The sequence below is a fragment of the Paenarthrobacter sp. R1 genome, assembly GCF_030264015.1.
Lineage (GTDB): Bacteria > Actinomycetota > Actinomycetes > Actinomycetales > Micrococcaceae > Arthrobacter > Arthrobacter ureafaciens.
This window is the reverse complement of the sequence record NZ_CP127115.1, coordinates 3,277,982-3,299,413: the sequence shown is the minus strand read 5'-3', so window position 1 is coordinate 3,299,413 and position 21,432 is coordinate 3,277,982. Positions and strand designations below refer to the sequence as shown.

Annotated in this window: 21 protein-coding genes; 5 read left to right on the top strand and 16 right to left on the bottom strand. The window is 62.8% G+C overall.

Features of this window, described 5'->3' with window-relative positions:
- The first annotated feature begins 99 nt into the window (after positions 1-99).
- Positions 100-2,727, top strand: a complete 2,628-nt coding sequence (gene glgP / locus QN084_RS16035; RefSeq protein WP_175430148.1) for an alpha-glucan family phosphorylase — start codon at positions 100-102, stop codon at positions 2,725-2,727.
- A gap of 67 nt (positions 2,728-2,794) precedes the next feature.
- On the opposite strand, the gene QN084_RS16030 is transcribed toward glgP, so the two are convergent.
- From QN084_RS16030 to glgX, 5 genes are all read right to left on the bottom strand, one after another.
- On the bottom strand, positions 2,795-3,535 hold the full coding sequence (locus tag QN084_RS16030; protein WP_021474279.1) for a hypothetical protein: 741 nt from the start codon (positions 3,533-3,535) through the stop codon (positions 2,795-2,797).
- 18 nt (positions 3,536-3,553) lie between these two features.
- Positions 3,554-4,126 (bottom strand): matrixin family metalloprotease, encoded by a 573-nt coding sequence (locus QN084_RS16025; RefSeq protein WP_168529743.1) that lies wholly within the window; start codon positions 4,124-4,126, stop codon positions 3,554-3,556.
- 897 nt (positions 4,127-5,023) lie between these two features.
- A complete protein-coding gene (locus QN084_RS16020) occupies positions 5,024-5,383 on the bottom strand; it encodes a barstar family protein (RefSeq protein WP_021474278.1) in 360 nt (119 codons plus the stop codon).
- A 6-nt stretch (positions 5,384-5,389) separates the two neighbouring features.
- Positions 5,390-5,848: a guanyl-specific ribonuclease gene (locus QN084_RS16015; protein WP_069695436.1), complete on the bottom strand. Its 459-nt coding sequence runs from the start codon at positions 5,846-5,848 to the stop codon at positions 5,390-5,392.
- Positions 5,849-5,867: 19 nt separating this feature from the next.
- On the bottom strand, positions 5,868-7,982 hold the full coding sequence (gene glgX, locus QN084_RS16010) for a glycogen debranching protein GlgX (RefSeq protein WP_069695435.1): 2,115 nt from the start codon (positions 7,980-7,982) through the stop codon (positions 5,868-5,870).
- A gap of 119 nt (positions 7,983-8,101) precedes the next feature.
- Here glgX and QN084_RS16005 point away from each other — a divergent pair, with 119 nt between their 5' ends.
- Positions 8,102-8,911, top strand: coding sequence for a carbon-nitrogen hydrolase family protein (locus tag QN084_RS16005; RefSeq protein WP_069695434.1), 810 nt, complete (start codon positions 8,102-8,104; stop codon positions 8,909-8,911).
- A gap of 220 nt (positions 8,912-9,131) precedes the next feature.
- On the opposite strand, the gene rlmB is transcribed toward QN084_RS16005, so the two are convergent.
- From rlmB to QN084_RS15975, 6 genes are all read right to left on the bottom strand, one after another.
- Positions 9,132-10,124: a 23S rRNA (guanosine(2251)-2'-O)-methyltransferase RlmB gene (gene rlmB / locus QN084_RS16000; RefSeq protein WP_021474274.1), complete on the bottom strand. Its 993-nt coding sequence runs from the start codon at positions 10,122-10,124 to the stop codon at positions 9,132-9,134.
- 79 nt (positions 10,125-10,203) lie between these two features.
- Complete coding sequence (cysS, locus tag QN084_RS15995) at positions 10,204-11,673, bottom strand: cysteine--tRNA ligase (RefSeq protein WP_069695433.1); 1,470 nt, start codon at positions 11,671-11,673, stop codon at positions 10,204-10,206.
- Positions 11,674-11,708: 35 nt separating this feature from the next.
- Positions 11,709-12,068: a hypothetical protein gene (locus QN084_RS15990; protein ID WP_069695432.1), complete on the bottom strand. Its 360-nt coding sequence runs from the start codon at positions 12,066-12,068 to the stop codon at positions 11,709-11,711.
- The gene (ispF, locus tag QN084_RS15985) at positions 12,061-12,603 is read right to left on the bottom strand and encodes a 2-C-methyl-D-erythritol 2,4-cyclodiphosphate synthase (protein ID WP_021474271.1); all 543 of its coding nucleotides are present in this window, start codon (positions 12,601-12,603) and stop codon (positions 12,061-12,063) included. Before ispF ends, QN084_RS15990 begins: the two co-directional genes overlap by 8 nt.
- Entirely contained in the window at positions 12,603-13,385 is a 783-nt protein-coding gene (gene ispD, locus QN084_RS15980; RefSeq protein ID WP_031217134.1) for a 2-C-methyl-D-erythritol 4-phosphate cytidylyltransferase, read from the bottom strand. Before ispD ends, ispF begins: the two co-directional genes overlap by 1 nt.
- A 66-nt stretch (positions 13,386-13,451) precedes the next feature.
- Entirely contained in the window at positions 13,452-13,934 is a 483-nt protein-coding gene (locus QN084_RS15975) for a CarD family transcriptional regulator (protein WP_009357288.1), read from the bottom strand.
- 337 nt (positions 13,935-14,271) lie between these two features.
- Here QN084_RS15975 and QN084_RS15970 point away from each other — a divergent pair, with 337 nt between their 5' ends.
- Positions 14,272-14,829, top strand: a complete 558-nt coding sequence (locus QN084_RS15970; protein WP_062095287.1) for a hypothetical protein — start codon at positions 14,272-14,274, stop codon at positions 14,827-14,829.
- A gap of 98 nt (positions 14,830-14,927) precedes the next feature.
- Here QN084_RS15970 and QN084_RS15965 read toward each other — a convergent pair whose 3' ends face one another.
- Complete coding sequence (locus QN084_RS15965) at positions 14,928-15,608, bottom strand: winged helix-turn-helix domain-containing protein (RefSeq protein ID WP_021474268.1); 681 nt, start codon at positions 15,606-15,608, stop codon at positions 14,928-14,930.
- Positions 15,605-16,882 carry a sensor histidine kinase gene (locus QN084_RS15960; RefSeq protein WP_197521596.1) on the bottom strand — a complete coding sequence of 426 codons (1,278 nt, stop codon included), beginning with the start codon at positions 16,880-16,882 and terminating at the stop codon, positions 15,605-15,607. Before QN084_RS15960 ends, QN084_RS15965 begins: the two co-directional genes overlap by 4 nt.
- Before the next feature lie 198 nt (positions 16,883-17,080).
- Between QN084_RS15960 and phoU the strand changes: the two genes are divergently transcribed.
- Complete coding sequence (gene phoU, locus QN084_RS15955) at positions 17,081-17,734, top strand: phosphate signaling complex protein PhoU (RefSeq protein WP_062095285.1); 654 nt, start codon at positions 17,081-17,083, stop codon at positions 17,732-17,734.
- A 94-nt stretch (positions 17,735-17,828) separates the two neighbouring features.
- Here the strand turns inward: phoU and QN084_RS15950 are convergent, their stop codons facing one another.
- Positions 17,829-18,575 (bottom strand): phosphoglyceromutase, encoded by a 747-nt coding sequence (locus tag QN084_RS15950; RefSeq protein WP_021474265.1) that lies wholly within the window; start codon positions 18,573-18,575, stop codon positions 17,829-17,831.
- Positions 18,576-18,986: 411 nt separating this feature from the next.
- On the opposite strand from QN084_RS15950, the gene QN084_RS15945 reads away from it, so the two are divergent.
- Entirely contained in the window at positions 18,987-19,832 is an 846-nt protein-coding gene (locus QN084_RS15945; RefSeq protein ID WP_173024401.1) for a class I SAM-dependent methyltransferase, read from the top strand.
- Here QN084_RS15945 and QN084_RS15940 read toward each other — a convergent pair.
- Together QN084_RS15940 and QN084_RS15935 are read right to left on the bottom strand one after the other, a co-directional pair.
- Complete coding sequence (locus QN084_RS15940) at positions 19,817-20,158, bottom strand: DUF2516 family protein (protein WP_021474263.1); 342 nt, start codon at positions 20,156-20,158, stop codon at positions 19,817-19,819. The two genes, QN084_RS15945 and QN084_RS15940, sit on opposite strands and share 16 nt — an antisense overlap.
- 10 nt (positions 20,159-20,168) lie before the next feature.
- Entirely contained in the window at positions 20,169-21,353 is a 1,185-nt protein-coding gene (locus QN084_RS15935) for a trans-sulfuration enzyme family protein (RefSeq protein ID WP_069695442.1), read from the bottom strand.
- Positions 21,354-21,432: the final 79 nt, after the last annotated feature.

Sequence of the window (21,432 nt, the reverse complement as noted above, 5' to 3'; positions counted from 1 at the left end):
TGCTAAGCACACGACCTATATTCGGCGCGCTCATGTCTTTTACCTAAAAGAAACCCAAAGCGGTTCCGACTGTCATGGGAGTCGGTTAGTGTGGCGCTCGTGAAGGCAATCCGAAGGTTTACAGTCCGTACCGTCCTCCCTGAGCCCATCAGGCCATTAGCCCGTTTGGCAACGAACTTGCGTTGGTCATGGCACCGGCCCACGCGGGAACTTTTTGCAGGGCTCAACCCTGCGCTGTGGGAAGACGCGCAGCATGATCCCATTGCCTTGCTTGGGTCCATCAGCCGGGAACAGCTTCAGGACCTGGCCGCGGACGGAGAGCTCGTGGCGCGCGTGCAGGAAGCCGCGGCGGACTTGGACCGTTACCTCAGCGAGCCGCGCTGGTACCAAAGCCTGGGCGACGACGCGCCCAAGTGCATCGCCTATTTCTCCCCCGAATTCGGCATCACCGAGGTACTCCCGCAGTACTCCGGCGGCCTCGGCATCCTTGCCGGCGACCACCTCAAAGCCGCATCCGACCTCGGCGTCCCGCTGATCGGCGTCGGCCTCCTCTACCAGGCCGGCTACTTCAAGCAGTCACTCTCCCGCGATGCCTGGCAGCAGGAAACGTACCCCGTCCTGGACCCTGACGGGCTGCCCCTGACACTCCTGCGCCACCCCGCAAAGGACGGCGGCCAGGGCAAGGCCGTGCAGATTTCCCTGCCGCTGCCCAACGGACGCGAGCTGCATGCGCACGTCTGGCGTGCCGACGTCGGACGCGTGCCCCTGCTGCTGCTGGACTCCAACGTACCCTCCAACGACGAAGCCGCCCGCGGCATCACGGACCGCCTGTACGGCGGAGGCGGCGACCACCGCCTCCAGCAGGAGCTCCTGCTCGGCATGGGCGGCGTGAAGGCCCTGCGCGTCTACCAGGAACTGACCGGCACGCCCGCGCCGGAAGTCTTCCACACCAACGAAGGCCACGCCGGGTTCCTCGGTATTGAGCGGATCCAGGAAGCCATGTCCGATCCCGCTGATCCGCTCAGCTGGGAAGAGGCACTCGCCGCCGGCCGCGCCTCCACCGTCTTCACTACCCACACACCGGTGCCCGCGGGGATCGACCGTTTCGAAGCGGTCCAGATCAAGCACTTCTTCGAAGGGGGCCTCGCCCCTGCCGTCCCGGTGGAACGGATCCTGGAGCTCGGCCGGGAAAACTACGACGGCGGCAACCCTGCGGTTTTCAACATGGCCGTCATGGGCCTGCGCCTGGCGCAGCGCGCCAACGGCGTAGCGAAGCTTCACGGCGTTGTTTCCCGCCAGATGTTTGCAGGCCTGTGGCCGGGATTCGACCACTCCGAGGTGCCCATCGCCTCCGTCACCAACGGCGTCCACGTTCCTACCTGGGTGGACCCGCGGATCTCCTCCCTTGTCCGCAGCCAGTTCGGCGCGGAAGCCGAAGCGATGGGGCGCTGGGACCTCGCCTACAACGTCAGTGACGAGGATGTGTGGGCACTTCGCCGCGAACTCCGCGTCCAGCTGATCGAGGATGTCCGCCGCCGCCTGCGCGCCTCCTGGAAGAAGCGGGGCGCCGCCGACGCCGAACTCGGCTGGACCGCGAAAGTCCTGGATCCGGACGTGCTGACCATCGGCTTCGCCCGCCGTGTTCCCACTTACAAGCGCCTCACCCTGATGCTGCGCGACCCCAAGCGGCTCAAGGCCCTGCTCCTTGACCCGAAGCACCCCATCCAGTTGGTCATCGCGGGCAAGTCGCACCCAGCGGACGATGCGGGCAAGAAAATGATCCAGGACCTGGTCCGGTTCACGGACGACCCCGAAGTGCGCCACAGGATCGTCTTCCTGCCCAACTACGACATCGCTATGGCGCGAACCCTGTTCCCGGGATGCGACGTCTGGCTCAACAACCCCCTCCGCCCCCTGGAGGCGTGCGGCACGTCCGGGATGAAGGCGGCCATCAACGGCTCGTTGAACCTGTCCGTGTTGGACGGTTGGTGGGACGAAATGTACGACGGCGAGAACGGCTGGGCGATCCCCACGGCCAACAACGGCGCCTCAGCCGACCAACGTGACGACATCGAAGCCGCAGCCCTCTACGAACTCCTCGAAACCCAGGTGGCACCCCGCTTCTACGGCACCACCGTGTCCCAAGGTGCCGGGGCGGCAGGACCTTCCGAGTCCAGCACGGAGAAGATCCCCACCCACTGGGTTTCGATGATCAAGCACACCCTGGCCAACCTCGGTCCTGCTGTCTCCGCCGAACGCATGCTCCACGACTACGTCAACAACCTCTACTGCCCGGCAGCCGTGTCCGGGCGGAGGGCCTCCGCAGACTCCTACCGGGAGGCGAAGGAACTCGCCGCCTGGACCACCAAGGTCCGGAACGCCTGGCCCGAGGTTGTAGTGGAACACGTCGATTCGGTGGGCCTCTCCGAGGAACCCCAAGTAGGCGACACCCTCCAGGTCAACGCGTACATCGCCCTGAACAACCTCGCACCCGAAGACGTCGCCGTGGAGGTGGCCTTCGGACGGGCCGAGGAAAGCGATGAACTCGAAGACATTGTGGTTGCCGAACTGGACCCGAAGGAAGACCTCGGCCACGGTCGGCATCTCTTCCACGGTTCACTGGTCATCAACCGCTCGGGTTCCTTCGGCTACACCGTCCGGGTGTTCCCGAAGCACGCGGCTTTGGCTTCCAAGGCTGAACTTGGGTTGATCGCGAACGCTCAGTAAATAGACCCATAGGCCCAACACGTCGCTGGCCCGCATTTCCATTGTTCGCAAGCGGGCCAGCCTCGTTTTAGCGCTGAGACGGCACCTCGACCATCGTGGAGAGACCTTCCCAGGCGTGCGTCTCGTTATTCAGAATCGTGGAATCCGAGCCTGTTCCCCGTATCTCCCTCAGACCAAACTGATACCCCGTGATGGCATATTCGCTGTGACTGTTATCTTTTGAAGCCTGAGGCAACAGAAGTGCGACGTATTCTTTCCCCACTTCGATATCAATATCGTCCGTGATTTTAGCTTGGACATATTTTGAGTCAGTTGGCTTCTGACCCCGGTTGAGCTGCAGAATCTTCTCCTGCTGTTCTTTGTTTAGGCTGTTCCAATAATCGTCATAGGTCACTGTCCCGCCCACCCGTGAGTACGCGAGCTGGGTACCCGGCGTAAGGTCTCCTTTGTAAACCTCGCGGACTGACATCTTCCCGAACGTCTGCGGGAAGACAGGCTGCTCTGACACCGGGCTGGAGGTCCGGCCACCGTCGATTGAGTCTATGTGCACCCGTGCAACGACGGGGTACTTGTTGAACCCGTAAAAGGGGTCCTTCGGATCCCAAAGGAAGTCCACCTCGGTTCCAGCCTGTCGTATCTGGTCTGGCGCGATGTCGGCGTAGGCATCGTTGGAGTTCTGCCCTACCAATTGGGACACCTGATGAGAGCCGGAAAGCTGTCCAGCATCCGGGTTTGCCGCACACGACGCTACGCCGGACACCGATACGATGAGTAAGAGAAGAACCAGAATTTTTGGTGAGTTCGACATGAAAAATTCCCCCATTTTCTAATACAGAATATTGACTGCGTCATTATCAACTACTGTGACTCGCTGGACCACTCGACCAGCCGCCGTTTGACACATAACGCTAAAGGGGTTCCCATTATAATGCGCTAGGCCAAATGCATGTCCGATCTCATGAATCGTTGTACCTAGGGCCGCCTCATTGCTAGTTCCTGGTGAACTGTACACATCATTATTTATGTGAACTTCCGCATAGGTCCAATTGGACGACGAAGGATCAACTACGCCCCCTGTACTCGAAAAGAATGCTGTCCAGGCAAGGACATCGCGCGTTCCACCAAAGTAGGCATCGTTATGTTGATGAAAATCGAGTTTTGATCCCACGTTACTGCTGGTGAAGTTAATGTAAACGGGGTTGTCCCAGCCCGGGTACATCCAATTATTTGCCGCATTCGTGATATACCACTGCCAGTTGCCAACACCGGACGAATAGTTAAGCCAGGCTGTTACGTTACCGACTCCACCTGCATACCTATAGCCAATGGTCGGGGTCGCAGCATTAGCACTTGCTATGGGCAGCAACGCCATAAAGACGGCAGCTACTGCCGCGAGCAAGGACCTTCTGATTCCTTTTTGACGGTCCTTACCGCGTGAGTAGCTTGCCCGCCGTAACTCTCGGCCCGGCACGGGGCTCAAAGTTCGAGCCCTGAGATCAATACGCGACCGTCGATTCAATAGACCAAGAAAATCGGATGTGAGTTTATACATCACTTGTCCCCCTCAGTGACAAAGAGAAATACTTCCATCGCAAACAAATACGCGCCCGGCTCTTTCCTTCCCAGATAAAGAGAACCAGGTAGAAGTTGGCAGCAAATCGTTAGATTCTCGATCTCCGAACCGACGGCACCCTCAGATGGTAGGCCTCCTCACCATTCAATGTCATCAGTTTGAGCTGAGGAATTCTATAAATTGCAAAAAAACTAGAAGGGAATCATCGATGTTCAGTAATATACTGGATTATCACAGAAATATTCTGCATGTACCGTCACGAATGATGGATGCTCGCCACTTAAGCCCTCACGTATTGATCAGCGTGTGAAGCAGAAACAGGGCGCCCCGCAAGCAGTTAACGCCCTTGCCCCTATGGGCGTTGGTCGGCCAGCAGCACAAGGTCGGCGGTATCGCAGCGCTCGTCGCTCCCACCTGTGATCAGCACCGAGCACGAGGTCGCTGGATCGTCCGCGGCCAGTATGCACGTGGGCCGATTCGGCTGAGACGTATCAGAGAGTACGCGAAGGAGTAGATCCTCGTCCGCCACAGCCTGCCGTCGTTGGCTGCTCGTGCTCTCGTTGCCGGAGCGCACATCCGGGCGACATATTCAAAGCCGATACCAAACGCCCGTTGCACGCCGCAATCCGTCCAGACGAGAAGTAAGGACCTAGCCACTGAATGGATACGTGTTTCACCATGACCCCGATCGCACGGGCGTCACTACGCGATAACTGGGTAAATCTAGTGCTGGAAGATGGCGATCACTGCCAGGTCGCGGCCGGCGTAGCGCTCTGCGTCTTGGAGGATTTCGCAGACCACCCCGAATGAGCGGTCCGTCCGGTAAGCCGCGGGGACCTGCCAGATCATGGTGACCGGAGCATCGCCATCCTCCGACAGGGAATCGGCGAAGTCATGCAGGGAGTCATTGAGGGCATCCAGGTTCACGCCGTAGTACTCAGGGAAATCCAGGACCTGGCCGAAGACCTCGAGGACGGCCTTCTTGGTGTCCGCGGGGGGCACCAGGATAGTGCGGCGGCCTGCGTCGGAAACCTGCTCCTGCAGTTCTTCGAGCGTCCAGGTGTCAGCTGAGTAGATCTTCATGGGCTCCTACTTATCCTCGACGATGAACTTGAACGATTCGTAGTGGTCCGCGGTGTAGTACTTGGCTGCGTCCCTGCCCACGATGATGCGGCGCGCGCCCCGGTCCGACTCCCCCGGCGTCGGCACGGTGTACTCCTTGTAGAAGCCACCTGGTTTCTTGGGGAGAAGGCCCTCAAAATTGCCGAAGTTCACGCCGTCACGGTCGTAGGGGTAAGGGCCGCCCTTCGCGATGAGGGCAAGGGTCTGCCGTGCTTCCTTGGGCAACTGGGAGGCGTTGACGGCCGGCAGTCCGGAAGGATTTTCCGGTGCCTGGCCAACAGCAGGAGGCGCCGACGTCGTACTTACCGCGGTGCCGGGTGACTCCCCAGGTGCCGTTGGCGCCTGCTGGCCGCTCACCATGGCGACAACCAGCACGACGACGGCGATCACCAAACCTGCGAACGCCGCCAGCCTGCTGCGTTTCATGCCGGGAACTCCTCAGGTTTCAGGTGCGGTAAACGTTGATGGTGTTGGCATGCAGGATATCCCGTTCACCGGACGCTACCAGCGCACCCTTACGGCGTTCATGGAGCACTGACGTGGTGAAACGGAGCTCGAACATACGTTTCCCGACGCCCGTCTCGCTCAAAATCTCCGGCAGGACCATCCGAACGTCATGGTTGCTGCCGTTGATCACGATCAAGCCGCGCACTTGGCTGTCCTCGTCACCCATCAGAAGTTGGACACACCGGACGCCGGGATCGTTCCAGCGGGCCGGGGTCATGCGTTTGCCGTTGTCATCAAACCACTGAAGGCTGGAGTCGTCGGCCATCGCCGGGAAGCTCTCAGGCTGCTGGCTCAGGAACCATCTCCGAAGGCGGACCAACTCGCGGGTGGTCCGGAACAGTGAGTGGGCCTCGTGGGTGCGGCTCCAGTCCAACCAGGCAGTGGGGTTGTCCTGGCAGTAGGCGTTGTTGTTCCCATGCTGCGTCCGCCCTAGTTCATCACCGGCTGTGATCATCGGAACGCCAATGGACAGCAAAAGGGTAGCCATGAGGTTGCGGACTGACAGGGCGCGGGCAGCAACGATCGCCTCGTTCTCGCTGCGGCCTTCGAAGCCATGGTTGTAGCTGCGGTTATCGCCGTGGCCGTCCCTGTTTTGCTCGCCGTTGTCTTCGTTGTGCTTACGGTCGTAGCTGACGAGGTCCGCAAGGGTGAAGCCGTCGTGGGCCGTGACGAAATTTACCGACGCCAGACGCGTCCTGCCTGAAGCGGCAAACAGCTCCTGGGAACCGGCCATGATCTGCGCGAGCTTCGCCACTGACCCGCCGTGGCCGCCGGCCTCGGCGGGTGCGCGGTCGGAAAGCCAGAAGTTGCGGACGCCGTCGCGGAAATGGTCATTCCAGTCAGCCCAGCCGCGGGGGAACCGTCCAGTCTGCCAACCGCCGAAACCGACGTCCCACGGCTCGGCAATCAGCTTGACCGAGGACAGCACGGGATCTTCCGCGATCGCGCGCAGGAACGGGTGGTTCGGGTCGTATTGGTTTCCGGAATCGCGGCAAAGCGTCACAGCGAGGTCGAAACGGAAGCCGTCCACGTGGAAGTCGTTGACCCAGTAGCGCAACGAGTCCAAAGCCAGGTCCACCACAATGGGATCACTGAAGTCCAGTGTGTTGCCGCAGCCGGTGGTGTCCAAGTAGCGGCCGTGGGCATCGTGGCGGTAGTACCGTTTCTCCGCCAGTCCGCGGAAGCTGATGGGAGGCCCGTCCGGTCCGGCCTCGGCTGTGTGGTTGTAGACCACATCCAGGAGCACCTCGATCCCGGCAGCGTGGAGCAGCTTGACCATGCCTTTGAGTTCATCCTGGACCGCATGAGGCCCGGCGTTCCGCGCAGCTTCGGTGGCGTAGGAGGACTGCGGCGCGAAGAAAGCTATGGTGTTGTAGCCCCAGTAGTTGGTCAGGCCAAGGTCCTGAAGGTGCGACTCATCCAGGTGGAAGTGGATAGGAAGCAGCTGCACGGCCGTCACACCCAGTTCCGTCAGGTGCTGGATCATCACGGGATGGGCCATGCCTGCGTATGTTCCACGCAGGTGCTCGGGGATGTCCGGGTGCAACATCGTCTGGCCGCGGACATGGGCCTCGTAGATGACCGTGTTCCGCAGCGGAGTCCGCGGCGCGGCGTCATCTCCCCAGTCAAAGTCACGGGCCATATGCACGCTCGTCAGGAATTCGCCCCGCTGGTCCACGGCGCGGCCGTAAGGGTCAAGCAACAGGGGCTGTCCGCCGTCGTTGTCAAAATCCACCGAGGGCACGGACACCGGAAGTCCGCCGCCTTCAGGAGCGGCGCGGAAACCGTACCGGGTGCCGGGCGGAACCCCGTCCACGATGCCGAAGTGGATGCCGTCGGCCTTGTTCGGCAGAGTGTGGACGCGCCATCCCTCGCCTGGCGCCTGGTACGCCATCTCCACACGCTCCAGATCCGGGGCGAACACTGCCACGTTGACGTGACCGATGGGTGCGGAGGCAGCATTAGTCTCCCCGGACGGCGGCGAGCTCAGTCCGAGCGGCGCGGGACGGGAGGCGTCCACGGCGGCTGCTGTTTCCAAAATAGGCATGACCATTGATTGCAAGTTTAGTTCCACGCCAACTATGTACCGCTTCCTCCTTCCATGTGACGACATACGCGGCACTTCCTTGCAGCGCTGCCATACTGGGAGGTACGGAACTGGAGGTACACATCGTGCGCGTGGCACTTGCCCAAGTCATCACAGGCCGGGATCTGGACGGGAACCTGCGGATCCTGGAGGAGTATGCCCGACGAGCCAAGGAAGGCGGCGCCGGCCTTGTGGTCTTTCCGGAAGCCATGATGCGTGCGTTCGGCAACTCGCTGCTGGACATTGCCGAGCCCCTCGACGGCCCCTGGGCAGCCCGTGTCCGCGAACTCGCCAAGGAGCTGGAGCTGGTGATCGTTGCCGGGATGTTCACGCCCGGCACCCCCTCGGAGTCCGGAAAAGCCCGCGTACGGAATACCCTTTTGGCCACCGGCCCGGGCGTAGAGGCCAGCTACGACAAGATCCACTTGTTCGACGCGTTCGGTTTTGCGGAGTCGGATACCGTCGAGCCCGGCACAGACCCCGTGACGTTCGTCGCCGGTGGCCTCACCTTTGGTCTGGCCACGTGCTACGACATCCGTTTCCCCGCCCTGTTCACCGAGAACGCCCGGCGCGGCGCGGTGGTCAATATCGTCTCAGCATCCTGGGGATCCGGCCCCGGCAAAGCTGAGCAATGGCAGCTCCTTGCCCGCGCCCGGGCCGTGGATACCACCACGTTCGTCCTTGCCTGCGGCCAGGGTGATCCCGCTACCCAAGGAGTGGAAACCAAAGGCGCGGCACCCACGGGAGTGGGGTACTCCGCCGTCGTTTCCCCGTTCGGCCAAGTGCTTGAATCACTCGAAGGCGAGCCGGGACTGATTTTTGCCGACCTCGACGGGACCGTAGTACAGGAAGCCCGCCAAAAGCTCCCGGTGCTGGCCAACCGCCGCGACTTCTAGCGTTCCTCTGCCACATCCCACCCGCTTCCGCCGGTTGCTCTGCCACATCCCACCCGCGGCGGACGTACTGCGGGTGTCCGGGAGGCGCCGTCGTGGGCTGATCCACGCAGAACGGCAAACGCTCCCCCACCGCTTGAGGTGAGAGAGCGTGAGCCAAAACGCGTCGGGATGTAAGAGAGAAACCCTCAAAACGCGTCGGGATGTGAGAGAGGAACGGGGGCTAGTTTGCCGAGCGCTGCCGGGAGACCTCGTAGAGGGAGATGCCGACGGCCATGGAAGCGTTCAGGGACTCCATGGCGGAGTCGATCGGGATGGAGACGATCTGGTCGCAGTTCTCGCGCACGAGCCGGCTGAGGCCCTTGCCTTCGGAACCCACCACGATGCACACCGGTTCGGTAGCGACGGTGAGGTCCGGAAGCGAGACGTCGCCGCCACCGTCCAGGCCCAGAACGTAGATGCCCATCTCCTTGAACTGCTTGAGGGCGTTGTTCAAGTTGGATGCCCGTGCCACGGGGACACGGACGGCAGCTCCCGCGCTGGTCTTCCACGCGGAAGCGGTCACACCTACGGAGCGACGCTCGGGCACGATGACGCCGTGACCGCTGAAGGCGGAAACCGAACGAATGATGGCGCCAAGGTTGCGGGGGTCAGTGATGCCGTCCAGTGCGACGAAGAGCGGAGCGTTGGAGATGTGCCCCTTCTTCCACTTGGCTACCGTTTCTTCGGCGAGATCGTAAGCGTCCTCGTACTCGTACGGCGGAATCTGCAGGACGAGGCCCTGGTGCACGGCGTCCTCGGTCATCCGGTCGAGCTCGGACTTGCCGGCCTCCAGCAGCGGGATATTCCGTTCAGCAGCAATCTTGAGGGATTCCTTGACGCGGTCGTCCATCTCGATCCGGATGGCCACGTGCAGCGCCTTGGCCGGGATGCCGGCGCGCAGGGCTTCCACAACGGAGTTGCGGCCAGTCACCAGCTCTTCAGTGGCGCGGCCCTTGGGACCAGTGCTCCGGCGGGCGCCGGCGCCGCGGGGACCTGCACCGCGCTTGGCAGCCGAACGCTCGGCCAACTGCTTGTTCTTGTAGGCCTTGTGGTAGACGCGGTCCTCCGCCTTGGGCGTGGGGCCTTTGCCTTCGAGTGCCTTGCGGCCGTGGCCACCGGTTCCGACGGTGGGGCCCTTCTTCTTCTTGACCGACCGGTTACCGTTGTTGGCCATGGGATTCCATCCTTGATGTTGTAATGAGTCTGGAATCAAGTCTACTGACCCAATGCAATTCGGCGGACGAGCCTTCTTGTCAGCCGCGCTTGAGGCTCCACGTTGCGCCGTCGGGCCCGTCCTCAACCACGATGCCGGCTGCGGCGAGCGTGTCGCGAATCGCGTCCGACGCGGCCCAGTCCTTCGCCGCACGCGCGGCTGCCCGGGCTTCGAGCTGCGCCTCGACCAGCACCTCGAGGGCGGCGTGTTCACGGCCTTGCACGGCTTCGGGGCGTTTCACGGCGTCCAGTCCCAGGACCGAGGTCATGGCATTGACGCTGTAGAGGGCCTGCTTGGCAGCCTCAAGATCCCCGGCGGCCAGCGCCGTGTTGCCCGCACGAACCGTCTCGTGAAGGACGCCCAGTGCCTGCGGGACGTTCAGGTCATCGTCCATCGCGGCGGCAAAGGCGGCCGGCATGTTGGCCTGCGGCGCTACGGCATAAGCGCTCGGTCCGCCCATGTCGTGCTGAACCTTGGCAGACGCTTTCGCGATGAAACCGTCAATGCGTTCGACGGCGGCAGCCGCCTCCTGGAGCGACGTCGGCCGGTAGTCCAGGACAGAGCGGTAGTGGGCCTGCCCGAGGTAGTACCGGACCACCCTGGGCGAGGCCACGTCCAGCATCTCGGCCGGGCTGATGGTGTTGCCTATGGACTTGGACATTTTTTCGCCCTCGTAGGTCACCAAGCCGTTGTGCATCCAGAAGTTGGCGAAATCATCGCCCGCAGCCTGGGACTGTGCCATCTCGTTCTCATGGTGCGGGAAACGGAGGTCGAGTCCCCCGCCGTGGATATCGAAGCGCTTGCCGAGGTACTTGGTGACCATGGCGGAGCATTCGAGGTGCCACCCGGGACGGCCGGCTCCCCAAGGGGAAGCCCAACTGGCGGTTTCCGGTTCGCCTTCCTTGAAACCCTTCCACAGCGCAAAGTCGCGGGGATCACGCTTGCCGCGGGGGTCGGCGTCGGCGGCTCCCTGCATGTCATCTACGTTCTGACGCGTGAGCGAACCGTACTTGCTCCAGGAACGGACATCGAAGTAGACGTCTCCGGAGTCATCGAGGGCAGGGTAGGCGTGGCCACGGTCAATGAGCCGCTGAATCAGAGCGTGCATCTCAGGGATGTGTCCGGTGGCGCGGGGTTCGTAGGTGGGGCGCTGGACGCCAAGTGTCTCGTAGGCCTGCTCGAATTCCAGCTCGTAACGGTAGGCCAGCGCCCACCATTCCTCGTCCTGCTTGGCTGTGGGCTCGGCGTCCCAGTCAGGCCCGAAGGACCGTTCGGACTTTGCCAGGATCTTGTCATCAATATCCGTGACGTTGCGCACGACTGTGACCCGCAGGCCGCGGAATTCCAGCCATCGGGTCAGTTGGTCGAATGCGATCGCCGAACGAACGTGGCCCACGTGCGGCATGCCCTGCACAGTGGCCCCACAGTAGTAGACACTCGCCTTGCCGGGTTCGAGGGGAACGAAGTCACGGACTTCGGCGGAGGCAGTGTCATAGAAGCGCAGGGTCACCGCTCCAGATTAGCCGATGCCGGACCGTGCCCGGCTTACTTGCAGAACTCGCCGATCTTGTTGAACTGGACCGTAAGCTGCTGCTGTTGCTCCTGGGTAGCCGCTCCGAGCGACGAGGACGCGGCCTTGTCCATAATGGCCGCCATCTCCTTGATGGGGTCCGCGATCTCCGGGGTGAGTTTTTCCGAGAGTTGGTGATAGTGCTCGGCCAGCTGTTTGGACTGCTGCTGCTGGTTGCCGTCCGGCTTGAAGGAATCGTTGTTCAGGAACTCGCAACTGGCTTTCACGTCCATCTTTGGAGTTCCGCCGCAGCCGGCCAGCATCAGTGCCGCCCCGAGGGCTGCTATTGCTGCAGCGGCCGGAAAACGTACGACGCCGGAACGCGGCTTACGCATCCTGCCCGCCGTTCGCGGTAGTCGGCTGCCCGGGCTCCGGCAGTTGGTAAACCAGGGCCGTGGCGATGGCCGAGATCCCTTCACCGCGCCCCGTGAATCCGAGGCCGTCACTGGTGGTCGCCGTGACGCTCACGGGTGCACCGGCGGCTTCGCTGAGGACCCGCTGTGATTCTTCCCGCCGAGGGCCGAACTTGGGACGGTTGGCAACGAACTGCACGGCCACGTTTCCGATCCCGAATCCTGCGGCACGGACAATGCGCGCGGCTTCGCCCAGGAGCTTCACTCCGGAAGCGCCTGCAAACTCGGGGCGGTCCGTGCCGAAGTGCGTGCCGAGGTCGCCGATTCCGCAGGCGGAGAAGAGCGCATCCGCGGCCGCATGGGCGATGCAATCGCCGTCGGAATGGCCTGAGAGCCCCTGCTCGCCCTCCCAGAACAATCCTCCCAACCACAGCGGCTGGGGGTCGTCGGCGGGTGCGAAGGCGTGCACGTCAATGCCGATTCCGGTGCGAGGCAGGATCGGTTCAGCTTGGTTCATCAGCCCTCCACCCAGCGCATTCCCAGGGGGCCTTCCAACAAGCCTTCGGCGATGATGAGGTCCAGCGGTGTGGTGATTTTCAAGGACTGGCTGGCTCCCCGGACCGCATGCACCGGAACTCCGAGGAGTTCCACCAACATGGCGTCGTCGGTAACCGACGCAGACTGTTGGTCATCGAAATCTGCTGCGGCCCCGTGGGCACGGCGCAGCGTTGCCAGCTCAAAACCTTGAGGCGTCTGGACTGCGCGCAACTGCTCCCGGTTGGCGGTTCCGGTGACCACTTCCGGCGCGATCTCCGTCCCTGCCCCGCTTGTAGCCGCCACCGTCTTAATGGTGTCAACCACCGGCATCGCCGGAATGACCGACTTCGCCCCGGCAGCAAGGGCATCGGCAACGCGCTGGAAGACACGCTCGGGCGCAAGGGCCCGGGCGGCGTCGTGCACCAGCACAAATTCAGTGCCTTCCTCCAATGCGGCGAGGGCGGCGCGCACGGAGTCCGCGCGGGTAGACCCTCCGTCGACGACCGACACTTCAGGTCCGCCGTCCACCAGTTCCACGGTGAAATCAGCGATCAGCTCACGCATCTCCGTATCCCCCTTGGGCACGGCAACGCAGATCTGGCGTGCAACGTCTGCCGCCACCACGCCGCGGAGGGCATGCATGAGGATGGACTCACCACCCAAAGGAACCAGGGCTTTAGGCATGCCGTAGCCCAGGCGCTCCCCTGAACCGGCTGCAACTACGATGACGGCCGTAACCGAGCGCATTGAAGGATTACTCATGCGCCAAGGTTACTGGAAGACAAAAAAGAAACCCGGCGGCGCTTTCGCACCACCGGGCATCAATTCTTAGGAAGCCAAGACCTCGTCGAGAACGCTTGCTGCCTTCTCTTCGTCTGTCTTCTCAGCCAGCGCCAGTTCTGAAATCAGAATCTGCCGCGCCTTGGCCAGCATGCGCTTCTCACCTGCGGAAAGGCCGCGATCGTGATCACGACGCCAAAGATCGCGGACGACCTCTGCCACCTTGATGACATCACCCGAAGCAAGCTTCTCCAGGTTTGCCTTGTAACGACGTGACCAGTTGGTGGGCTCTTCAGTGAACTCGGCGCGGAGGACGTCAAATACGTGCTCCAAACCATCCTTGCCCACTACGTCCCGGACCCCAACAAGGTCAACATTCTCTGCTGGAACTTCAATGGTCAGATCACCCTGAGCCACCTTGAGCTTGAGATACATCTTCTCTTCGCCCTTGATGGTGCGCATCTTGATTTCCTCAATTTTTGCTGCACCGTGGTGAGGGTAAACTACTGTCTCGCCGACCTCAAAAACCATGTGGACTTTCCCCTTTCCCGCAGACTAGTCTATCACGATTAAGGCATACGACTGGCATCGGACGGCCCCTCCTCCCGCGCAAATAAAGGGAAAAAGGCCCGAAAGGGCCCTAAAGAACCCCTTGACGAAAACTGTGAAAGATGCATTAGTCAATCGAAGTGAATGCCCGGGCTCTCACGCGTGCGCGCCAGCGGGCACGCGGTCGCACGCGGTTGTGTCCGCCGTCGTGGGCGCCACAAAGGCTTCCCGAATCCTCGTTTCGCCCGATTTGCCGATAGGCTATGGCTGAAAACTTTCCAATGACTCTTGAGGAGTAGGTGTCGTGCGCATTTCTGCGATGAACACTGTCCAGCGCGGCAAGCTGGCAATTGCGGCCGCTGCAATCGGCGTCGGTCTTCTGTCCGTCACCGGCTGCGGCTTCGTCAACGCCCAGCAGACTTCGCACCAGTACTCGGCATCCGACGGGGTCAAGGCTGACCTCGGCCAGCTGCAGTTGCGCAACATCCTGATCGTGGCTTCCGGCGAGAAGGAGCCCGGACGCGTCATCGGCGCTGTCTTCAACCAGGGCACCTCGGACGCTACCCTGACCATCAGCGGCGCAAACGGCTCCCAGACCGAAATCCCGGTCAAGGCAAACTCCGAGACGTACCTGAACACCGGCTCCGACTCCGCGATCCTCAGCAGCGCCGGCGTTATCCCCGGCGGCCTGACCCCGGTGACCATCCGCAGCGGTTCCGACTCCGCCACGATCAACGTGCCTGTTGTGGACGGCACCCTTCCTGAGTACAAGGAATACCTGCCCACCCCCAGCGGTTCGGCATCGCCCACCTCTACGGAGTCCGGTTCGGCCTCGCCCTCCGCTACCTCCACCGAGTCGGCTGGAGCCGGCCACTAGGACCGCGCTCTTACAAGCAACTGCAAGGGAGGGGTTCCGCTACGGCGGAACCCCTCCCTTGTTTGTTTCTTCATGGACTTAGGGCCCATGCCCTCGGCCTACGGCTCGAACTTGTACCCCAGTCCGCGGACGGTGACCAAATAGCGGGGGGCCGAAGGATCCGGCTCAATCTTGCTCCTAAGCCTCTTGACGTGGACATCCAGGGTCTTGGTATCCCCTACATAGTCCGAACCCCACACCCGGTCGATCAACTGCCCGCGGGTCAACACCCGCCCGGAGTTGCGCAGGAGCATCTCCAGCAGTTCGAATTCCTTGAGGGGCAGGGAGACTTGCTGCCCGTTAACGCTGACCACGTGCCGTTCTATGTCCATGCGGACAGGCCCGGCCTGCACGGTGGAAGAGATGAGCTCCTCGGGCTCGCCTTGGCGGCGAAGGACGGCCCGGACACGCGCCACCAATTCACGTGAAGAGTACGGCTTGGTGACGTAGTCGTCGGCACCGAGTTCCAGGCCCACTACTTTGTCGATCTCCGAGTCCTTGGCGGTCAGCATGATCACCGGCACGCTGGAGCGTTGCCGCAATTGCCTGCACACTTCAGTTCCTGGTGTTCCCGGCAACTGCAGGTCAAGCAGGACGAGGTCTGCCCCGTTGCGATCGAATTCCACCAAGGCATCACTGCCGTTGTCCACTACTTCAACGTCGAAACCCTCCTTGCCCAATAGGTAGGACAGTGGGTCGCTGAAGGACTCTTCGTCCTCCACGATCAAAATCCGGCTCAAGCGCTGGCTCCTTGCTCTTGGGCGCCGCTGGCGCCCTCTTGTTGACTTTCATTGCGAGCGTGGCCCGCTCGTTGGGGTTCGACGGCGGCGCTCCCCTGGTGCTGTCCGGGAAGCGGAACCGGGTTGGCAGTGGAAGGCGGGAGTCCGCCGTCGTCCTGGCTTTCCAACTCGGGCAAGCGGATGGTGAACGTGGAGCCGTGGCCGGGCTGGGACCATACCGTCACTTCGCCGCCGTGGTTGGAGACAATGTGTTTGACGATGCTCAGCCCCAAGCCCGTGCCGCCGGTGTGGCGGGAGCGGGCGGCGTCCACGCGGTAGAAGCGCTCGAACACGCGCTCCTGGTCTTCGGGAGTCAGCCCTTCGCCCTGGTCCGTCACTGACACCGCGACCACGCCTTCGCGGGTCCGGACGCCCACTCCCACCTGGCTGTTTTCGGGCGAGTAGCGGATGGCGTTGTCGATGAGGTTGCGCAGTGCGGTCACCAGCAAGTCCCGGTCGCCGAAGACTTCGGTGTCCGCATGGCCTCCCACCACTATCCGTATGTTCTTGCTCTCTGCCGGCAGCTGGGAGCGGTCCACGGCCTCCAGGATCACGGCGTTGACGTCCACGGCGTTGCCCTGCTGGGCGACGTTGGCGCCTTGCAGGCGTGACAATTCGATGATGTCCTGCACCAGGGCTGCGAGGCGGCCCGATTCCTTGTGCATGCGCTTGGCGAAACGGCGCACGGCCTCCTCGTCATCCGCGGACGCTTCGAGGGCTTCGGCCAAAAGGGAGATGGCCCCTACCGGGGTCTTGAGTTCGTGGGAAACGTTGGCCACGAAGTCGTTGCGGATTTCCTCCGTGCGGGTGATCTCGGTGCGGTCGTCGGCAAGCAGCAGTATGTATTCCTGCCCGAGCATCGCTGCCCGGACCTGCACGACAATCGCGCCCTTGCCCATCGGTCCCCGCGGCAGCTCGTACTGTTCTTCCAGGATCACGCCGTCGCGGCGGACCTTGGCGGTCATTTCCAGAAGCTGCTTGTGGACCACCGTGTGCCCGCGGACCAAGCCATAGGCATAGGCGCCGGGGCTGGCCCGGACGACGCCGTCGATCGCATCCACCACCACGAAAGCACGGCCCACCACGGACAGTACTTCCGCTGCCCCTTCGGGAAGCACGGGCTCGGAGATGCCTAAGTCCTCGATCTTCCGTTGCCGCTCACTGATGCCGAAAGCGAGCATGCCGAACACGCCCAAGGACAGGCCAACCAGGCCGGCAATGACGCCTACGAGCAACGGATCCACTCGACCAGCTTATGCTGTGCAAACGTGGCGATGCATGGTTCCGGAGGCAAACCCGAACGGTTCAACTAACGTTCACCTAAAGGTGCGGAACCGTTCACGGGCTACTGTCAATGTTGCTTGTTGGACTACCCGTGGTTTTTGCGATCCCGGCCGCCGCCTGTGCCGGGTCTCGAAGGAAAGGACGCCTTAGTGCGCAAGGTTTTTCAGTCGGAGCTCACCCAGGTTGGCGACGACCTCATCGAGATCTCCAAACTCGTTCACGAAGCTATCACCAAGGCCACCACTGCTTTTGAAGGTGCCGACGTTGACCTTGCCCAAGACGTCATCGCGGCCGATGCGCGCATCGATTTCCTGCAGAACAGCCTGGACGAGCGTGCCATCGACATCCTTGCCCTCCAGGGTCCGGTGGCCAGCGACCTGCGCATGATTGTTGGCTCCCTTCGTATGAGTGCCTCGTTGGAACGGATGGGCGACCTCGCCCGGCACGTCGCCCAGCTGGCCCGGCTCCGTTACCCGGCCAACGTCATCCCCTCTTCGCTCACTGAGACTTTCCAGGCCATGGCCCGGTACGACATTGAGATCGTCGCCAAGGTCATCGAGCTCCTGGAGACCCGCGACCTCGAAGTTGCCCGCGACATCCTCAAGATCAACATCGCGGTGGACGACCTCCACTTGAGCGTCTTCAAGGCCATCGCTGCTCCCGAGTGGAAGGAATCCGCTGCCACCACGGTGGATGTTGCCCTTGCGAGCCGCTACTTCGAGCGCTTCGCCGACCATGGGGTCTCGGTTGCCCGCAAGGTCACCTACCTGGTCACCGGAGAGTGGCAGCCTGAGGGCTTCTAATACAGGGCAGTTAAATCACGACGGCGGTCCGGTCACCCAAGGTGACCGGACCGCCGTCGTATGTCCAGCGTTCTTCAGCCGGGGCCGCGAAGCCTTACTTCTTGCCCTGGTTGGCCACTGCGAGGATAGCCTCGGCTGCGGCGTCGGGGTCCAGGTAGGTGCCGCCCGGGGTGACGGGCTTGAAGTCTTCATCCAGTTCGTAGACCAGCGGGATGCCGGTCGGGATGTTCAGCGAGGCAATGGCGTCATCGCTGATGCCGTCCAAGTGCTTCACGAGTGCACGCAGGGAGTTGCCGTGTGCCGTGACCAGGACGGTCTTGCCGGCCTTGAGGTCTTCCTTGATGTCCGATTCCCAGTAGGGAAGCAGGCGGACGAGGACATCCTTGAGGCACTCCGTGCGGGGAAGGGCGTCGCCGAGGTCCTTGTAACGGACATCGTTGGCCTGCGAGAACTCGCTGTTGTCGTCCAGGGGCGGCGGCGGGGTGTCGTAGCTGCGGCGCCATTCCATGAACTGATCTTCGCCGAACTCGGCGAGGGTCTGGGCTTTGTCCTTGCCTTGGAGGGCACCGTAGTGGCGCTCATTCAGGCGCCAGTCACGCTTGACCGGGATCCAGCCGCGGTCGGCCTTGTCCAGGGCGATGTTCGCCGTGTTGATGGCACGCTTCAGCAACGAGGTGTAGAGGACGTCCGGGAGAACGTTGTTCTCGACCAGGAGTTCCCCGCCGCGCGCTGCTTCCTTGCGGCCTTGGTCGTTCAGGTCAACGTCCACCCATCCGGTGAACAGGTTCTTGGCGTTCCATTCGCTGTGGCCATGGCGCAGCAGAATCAGCTTGTAAGTCATGGTTTTCATCCTAGCCGAGGCGTGTTCCCTCCCGCCGGGCATTACGCCGTGCACCGGGCCCTGGGCTCCGGGGCTGGGCTCCGGGCTCCGGGGCTGGGCTCCGGGCTCCGGGCTCCGGGCTCTGGGCTCTGGGCGGCGGTGTGGTCCGTTGGGCGCTCGGGGAGCACGGGTTCTTCGTGGGCGGCCGCACCCGTTTCCGCCTGGCGCACCCCTACTTCGGCGCCATCGCACCCGTTCACGCACTGCGCCCCCATAACCACGGGAGCGAAGGGCGGCAAAGGGTGCGCCCAAGACAAGCCCACCCCAGCCCCAAGCCCGCAGCCCCCACCCCGGACCACCCTTAACCACGACGCCGCGGCCCCCACGCTCCCCCGCCGCGCACCGTCAGGGCCGCACCGATACAGTGGAGCCGTGGTGCAAAAAGCTGAACGGGTAGCCTCTCCCCGGAGCCGGGGCGGGAAGCCGGTGGGCAACGTGACCCGGGGCACCACGAATCCCAACAGGATGCGTCGGTTGGACAGGTGGTTGGCCGGCCCGCAGGCGTGGCGGCTCCGCACCGCCGTCGAGCCCCTTGTCATCGACCTGGGCTACGGCGCCTCCCCGACCACCGCCGTCGAACTTTTTGAACGGCTGCAAGCAGTGCGGCCGGACGTTCGCGTCTGCGGAATCGAGATCGAACCTGAGCGGGTGCGCACCGCGAAGCCGTTGGAACGGCGGGGCCTGAGCTTCCATGTGGGAGGATTCGAGATCCCTGTCCCCGGCAAGCCGGTCATTGTCCGGGCCTTCAATGTGCTCCGGCAGTACGAGGAAGCCGACGTTCCGGAGATCTGGCACCTGGTTCAGTCGCGGCTGGCGCCGGGTGGTTTGTTCATTGATGGAACATGTGACGAAATCGGCCGTCGGGTCACGTGGGTGGCTTTGGACCCGGCCCGACCCCTGAGCCTGAGCTTCTCCGTGCGTTTCGGCAGCTTCAAGCAACCATCGGACGTGGCGGAGCGGTTACCAAAGGCCCTCATCCACAGGAACGTGCCGGGCGAGCCGATCCACACGTTCCTGCAGGCCATGGACCGGGCGTGGCTGGAGGCCGCACCGCTGGCGTCGTTCGGGAACCGGCAACGTTGGACGCAGATGTGCCGGACATTGCGCGACGCCGGTTGGCCGCTGTTGGATGGACCGTCGCGGTGGCGGCTGGGTGAACTAACAGTGGCATGGGACGCCGTGGCGCCCCGCCGGGAGGATTCTTACCAAGGTCCGTAAGGTCCGACGTTGCGGTTGCCTCCGCTGCCGGCCTCGCGGACAGCAGGACGGACGTCGGCGAGGTACACGCAAGCCGCGGTCACGGCGGCGATGCCGAAGAGGCCCAGTCCGCCTCCACCACCGAGCAAGCTCAGCGCACCGATGGCGAACGCGATGCCGGTGAGGGCGGTCCAGAACGTTTTGGTGCGCTTGGAGGCAGCGACAAAGAGGGTGGGGCGGTGGCGCAAGCAGTCCACGAATGCCCAGACCTCAAGAGCCAAGGCCACCAATCCCAAGATGAAGTAGACCCCGCTGGTGACAATGCCAATCAAGTATTTTCCGTCCACGCCTTTTAGCCTAGCTGCCCAGCGACTTCAGCGCTTGCTCGAGGTCGGCCCAGAGGTCCTCGACGTTCTCGATGCCGACGCTCAGGCGCACCAGGTTCTCCGGAACGCTAAGCGGCTCGGCCGTGTGCCGGCGCCTGCGTTCAATCAGCGATTCCACTCCGCCCAAGGATGTAGCAGGGAGCCACAGTTCAAGGGCCCGGACCAGTTCATCGGCCGCATCGGCCCCGCTGCGGGCGGCGTCACTTGCGATCTGGATACACAGGATAGAGCCGAAGCCCTGCATCTGGTCCTTGGCACGTTGGTGGCCGGGATCGGACGGGAGGCCCGGGAACCGGATTGCCTCAACACGGGGGTGAAGGCTTAGCCGCTCGGCCAGGACCGCCGCCGAGGCCTGCGACCGCTCAATGCGAAGCGCCAGTGTCCGCAGGCCCCGCAGGGCAAGCCACGCCTCGAACGGACCGGCGATTCCGCCGTGGATGATGCGGTGGTGCAGAAGGGCGGCGCGCAGTTCCGGATTGGACGTCACCAAGGCGCCGAGGACGACGTCGGAGTGCCCGGCCAGGTACTTGGTCACCGAATGGAGTACGACGTCGGACCCCAGGCTGAGAGGCTTCTGCACCAACGGCGTCGAGAAAGTATTGTCCGTAACCACGATCGCGCCCACCGCGTGGGCAGCCTCGGTCAGGGCCCGGATGTCGGCGATGCCGAGCATGGGGTTGGTGGGGCTTTCGAGCCACAGCAGGTCGGCGGGTTTGCCGTCTGCAGGATCGATCAACGCTTTGGCGGCCTCGGTATCCGCGATGTCCACGGTCCGCAGTTCAAGGACGCCTTTTTCTGCCAGCTCCGTGGCCATGACCAGCGAACCCGCGTAACTGTGCGAGGGCATGACCACGACGCCGCCGGCCGGCACCAAGGAGAGTGCGGAGCTGACTGCAGCGAGGCCGGAAGCGTACAGCAGGCCGGGGAGCTCCGCGCCTTCGAGCTTGGCAAGGGCTTCCTCGAAAGGATCCCAGGTGGGGTTCGCGTAACGTCCGTAGCCGCGGTCCCCGTCGCCGAGCGAACCAGTTCCGAAGTATGTGGAGGACAGGACGATGGGTGGATTGACCGGTTCATCGTGCTTGCGTTCAGGCCGCCCGGCAGCAACCACAAGGGTTTCCGGGGACAAATCGGCAGCATGGTGATCGGAAAGGCTCATGGATTCAGGGTACGGCTGCCGAACCCTGTGGATGAAAGGCATTACGCATCTTTATGTCAGGGAAGCTCGGTAGGCTAGA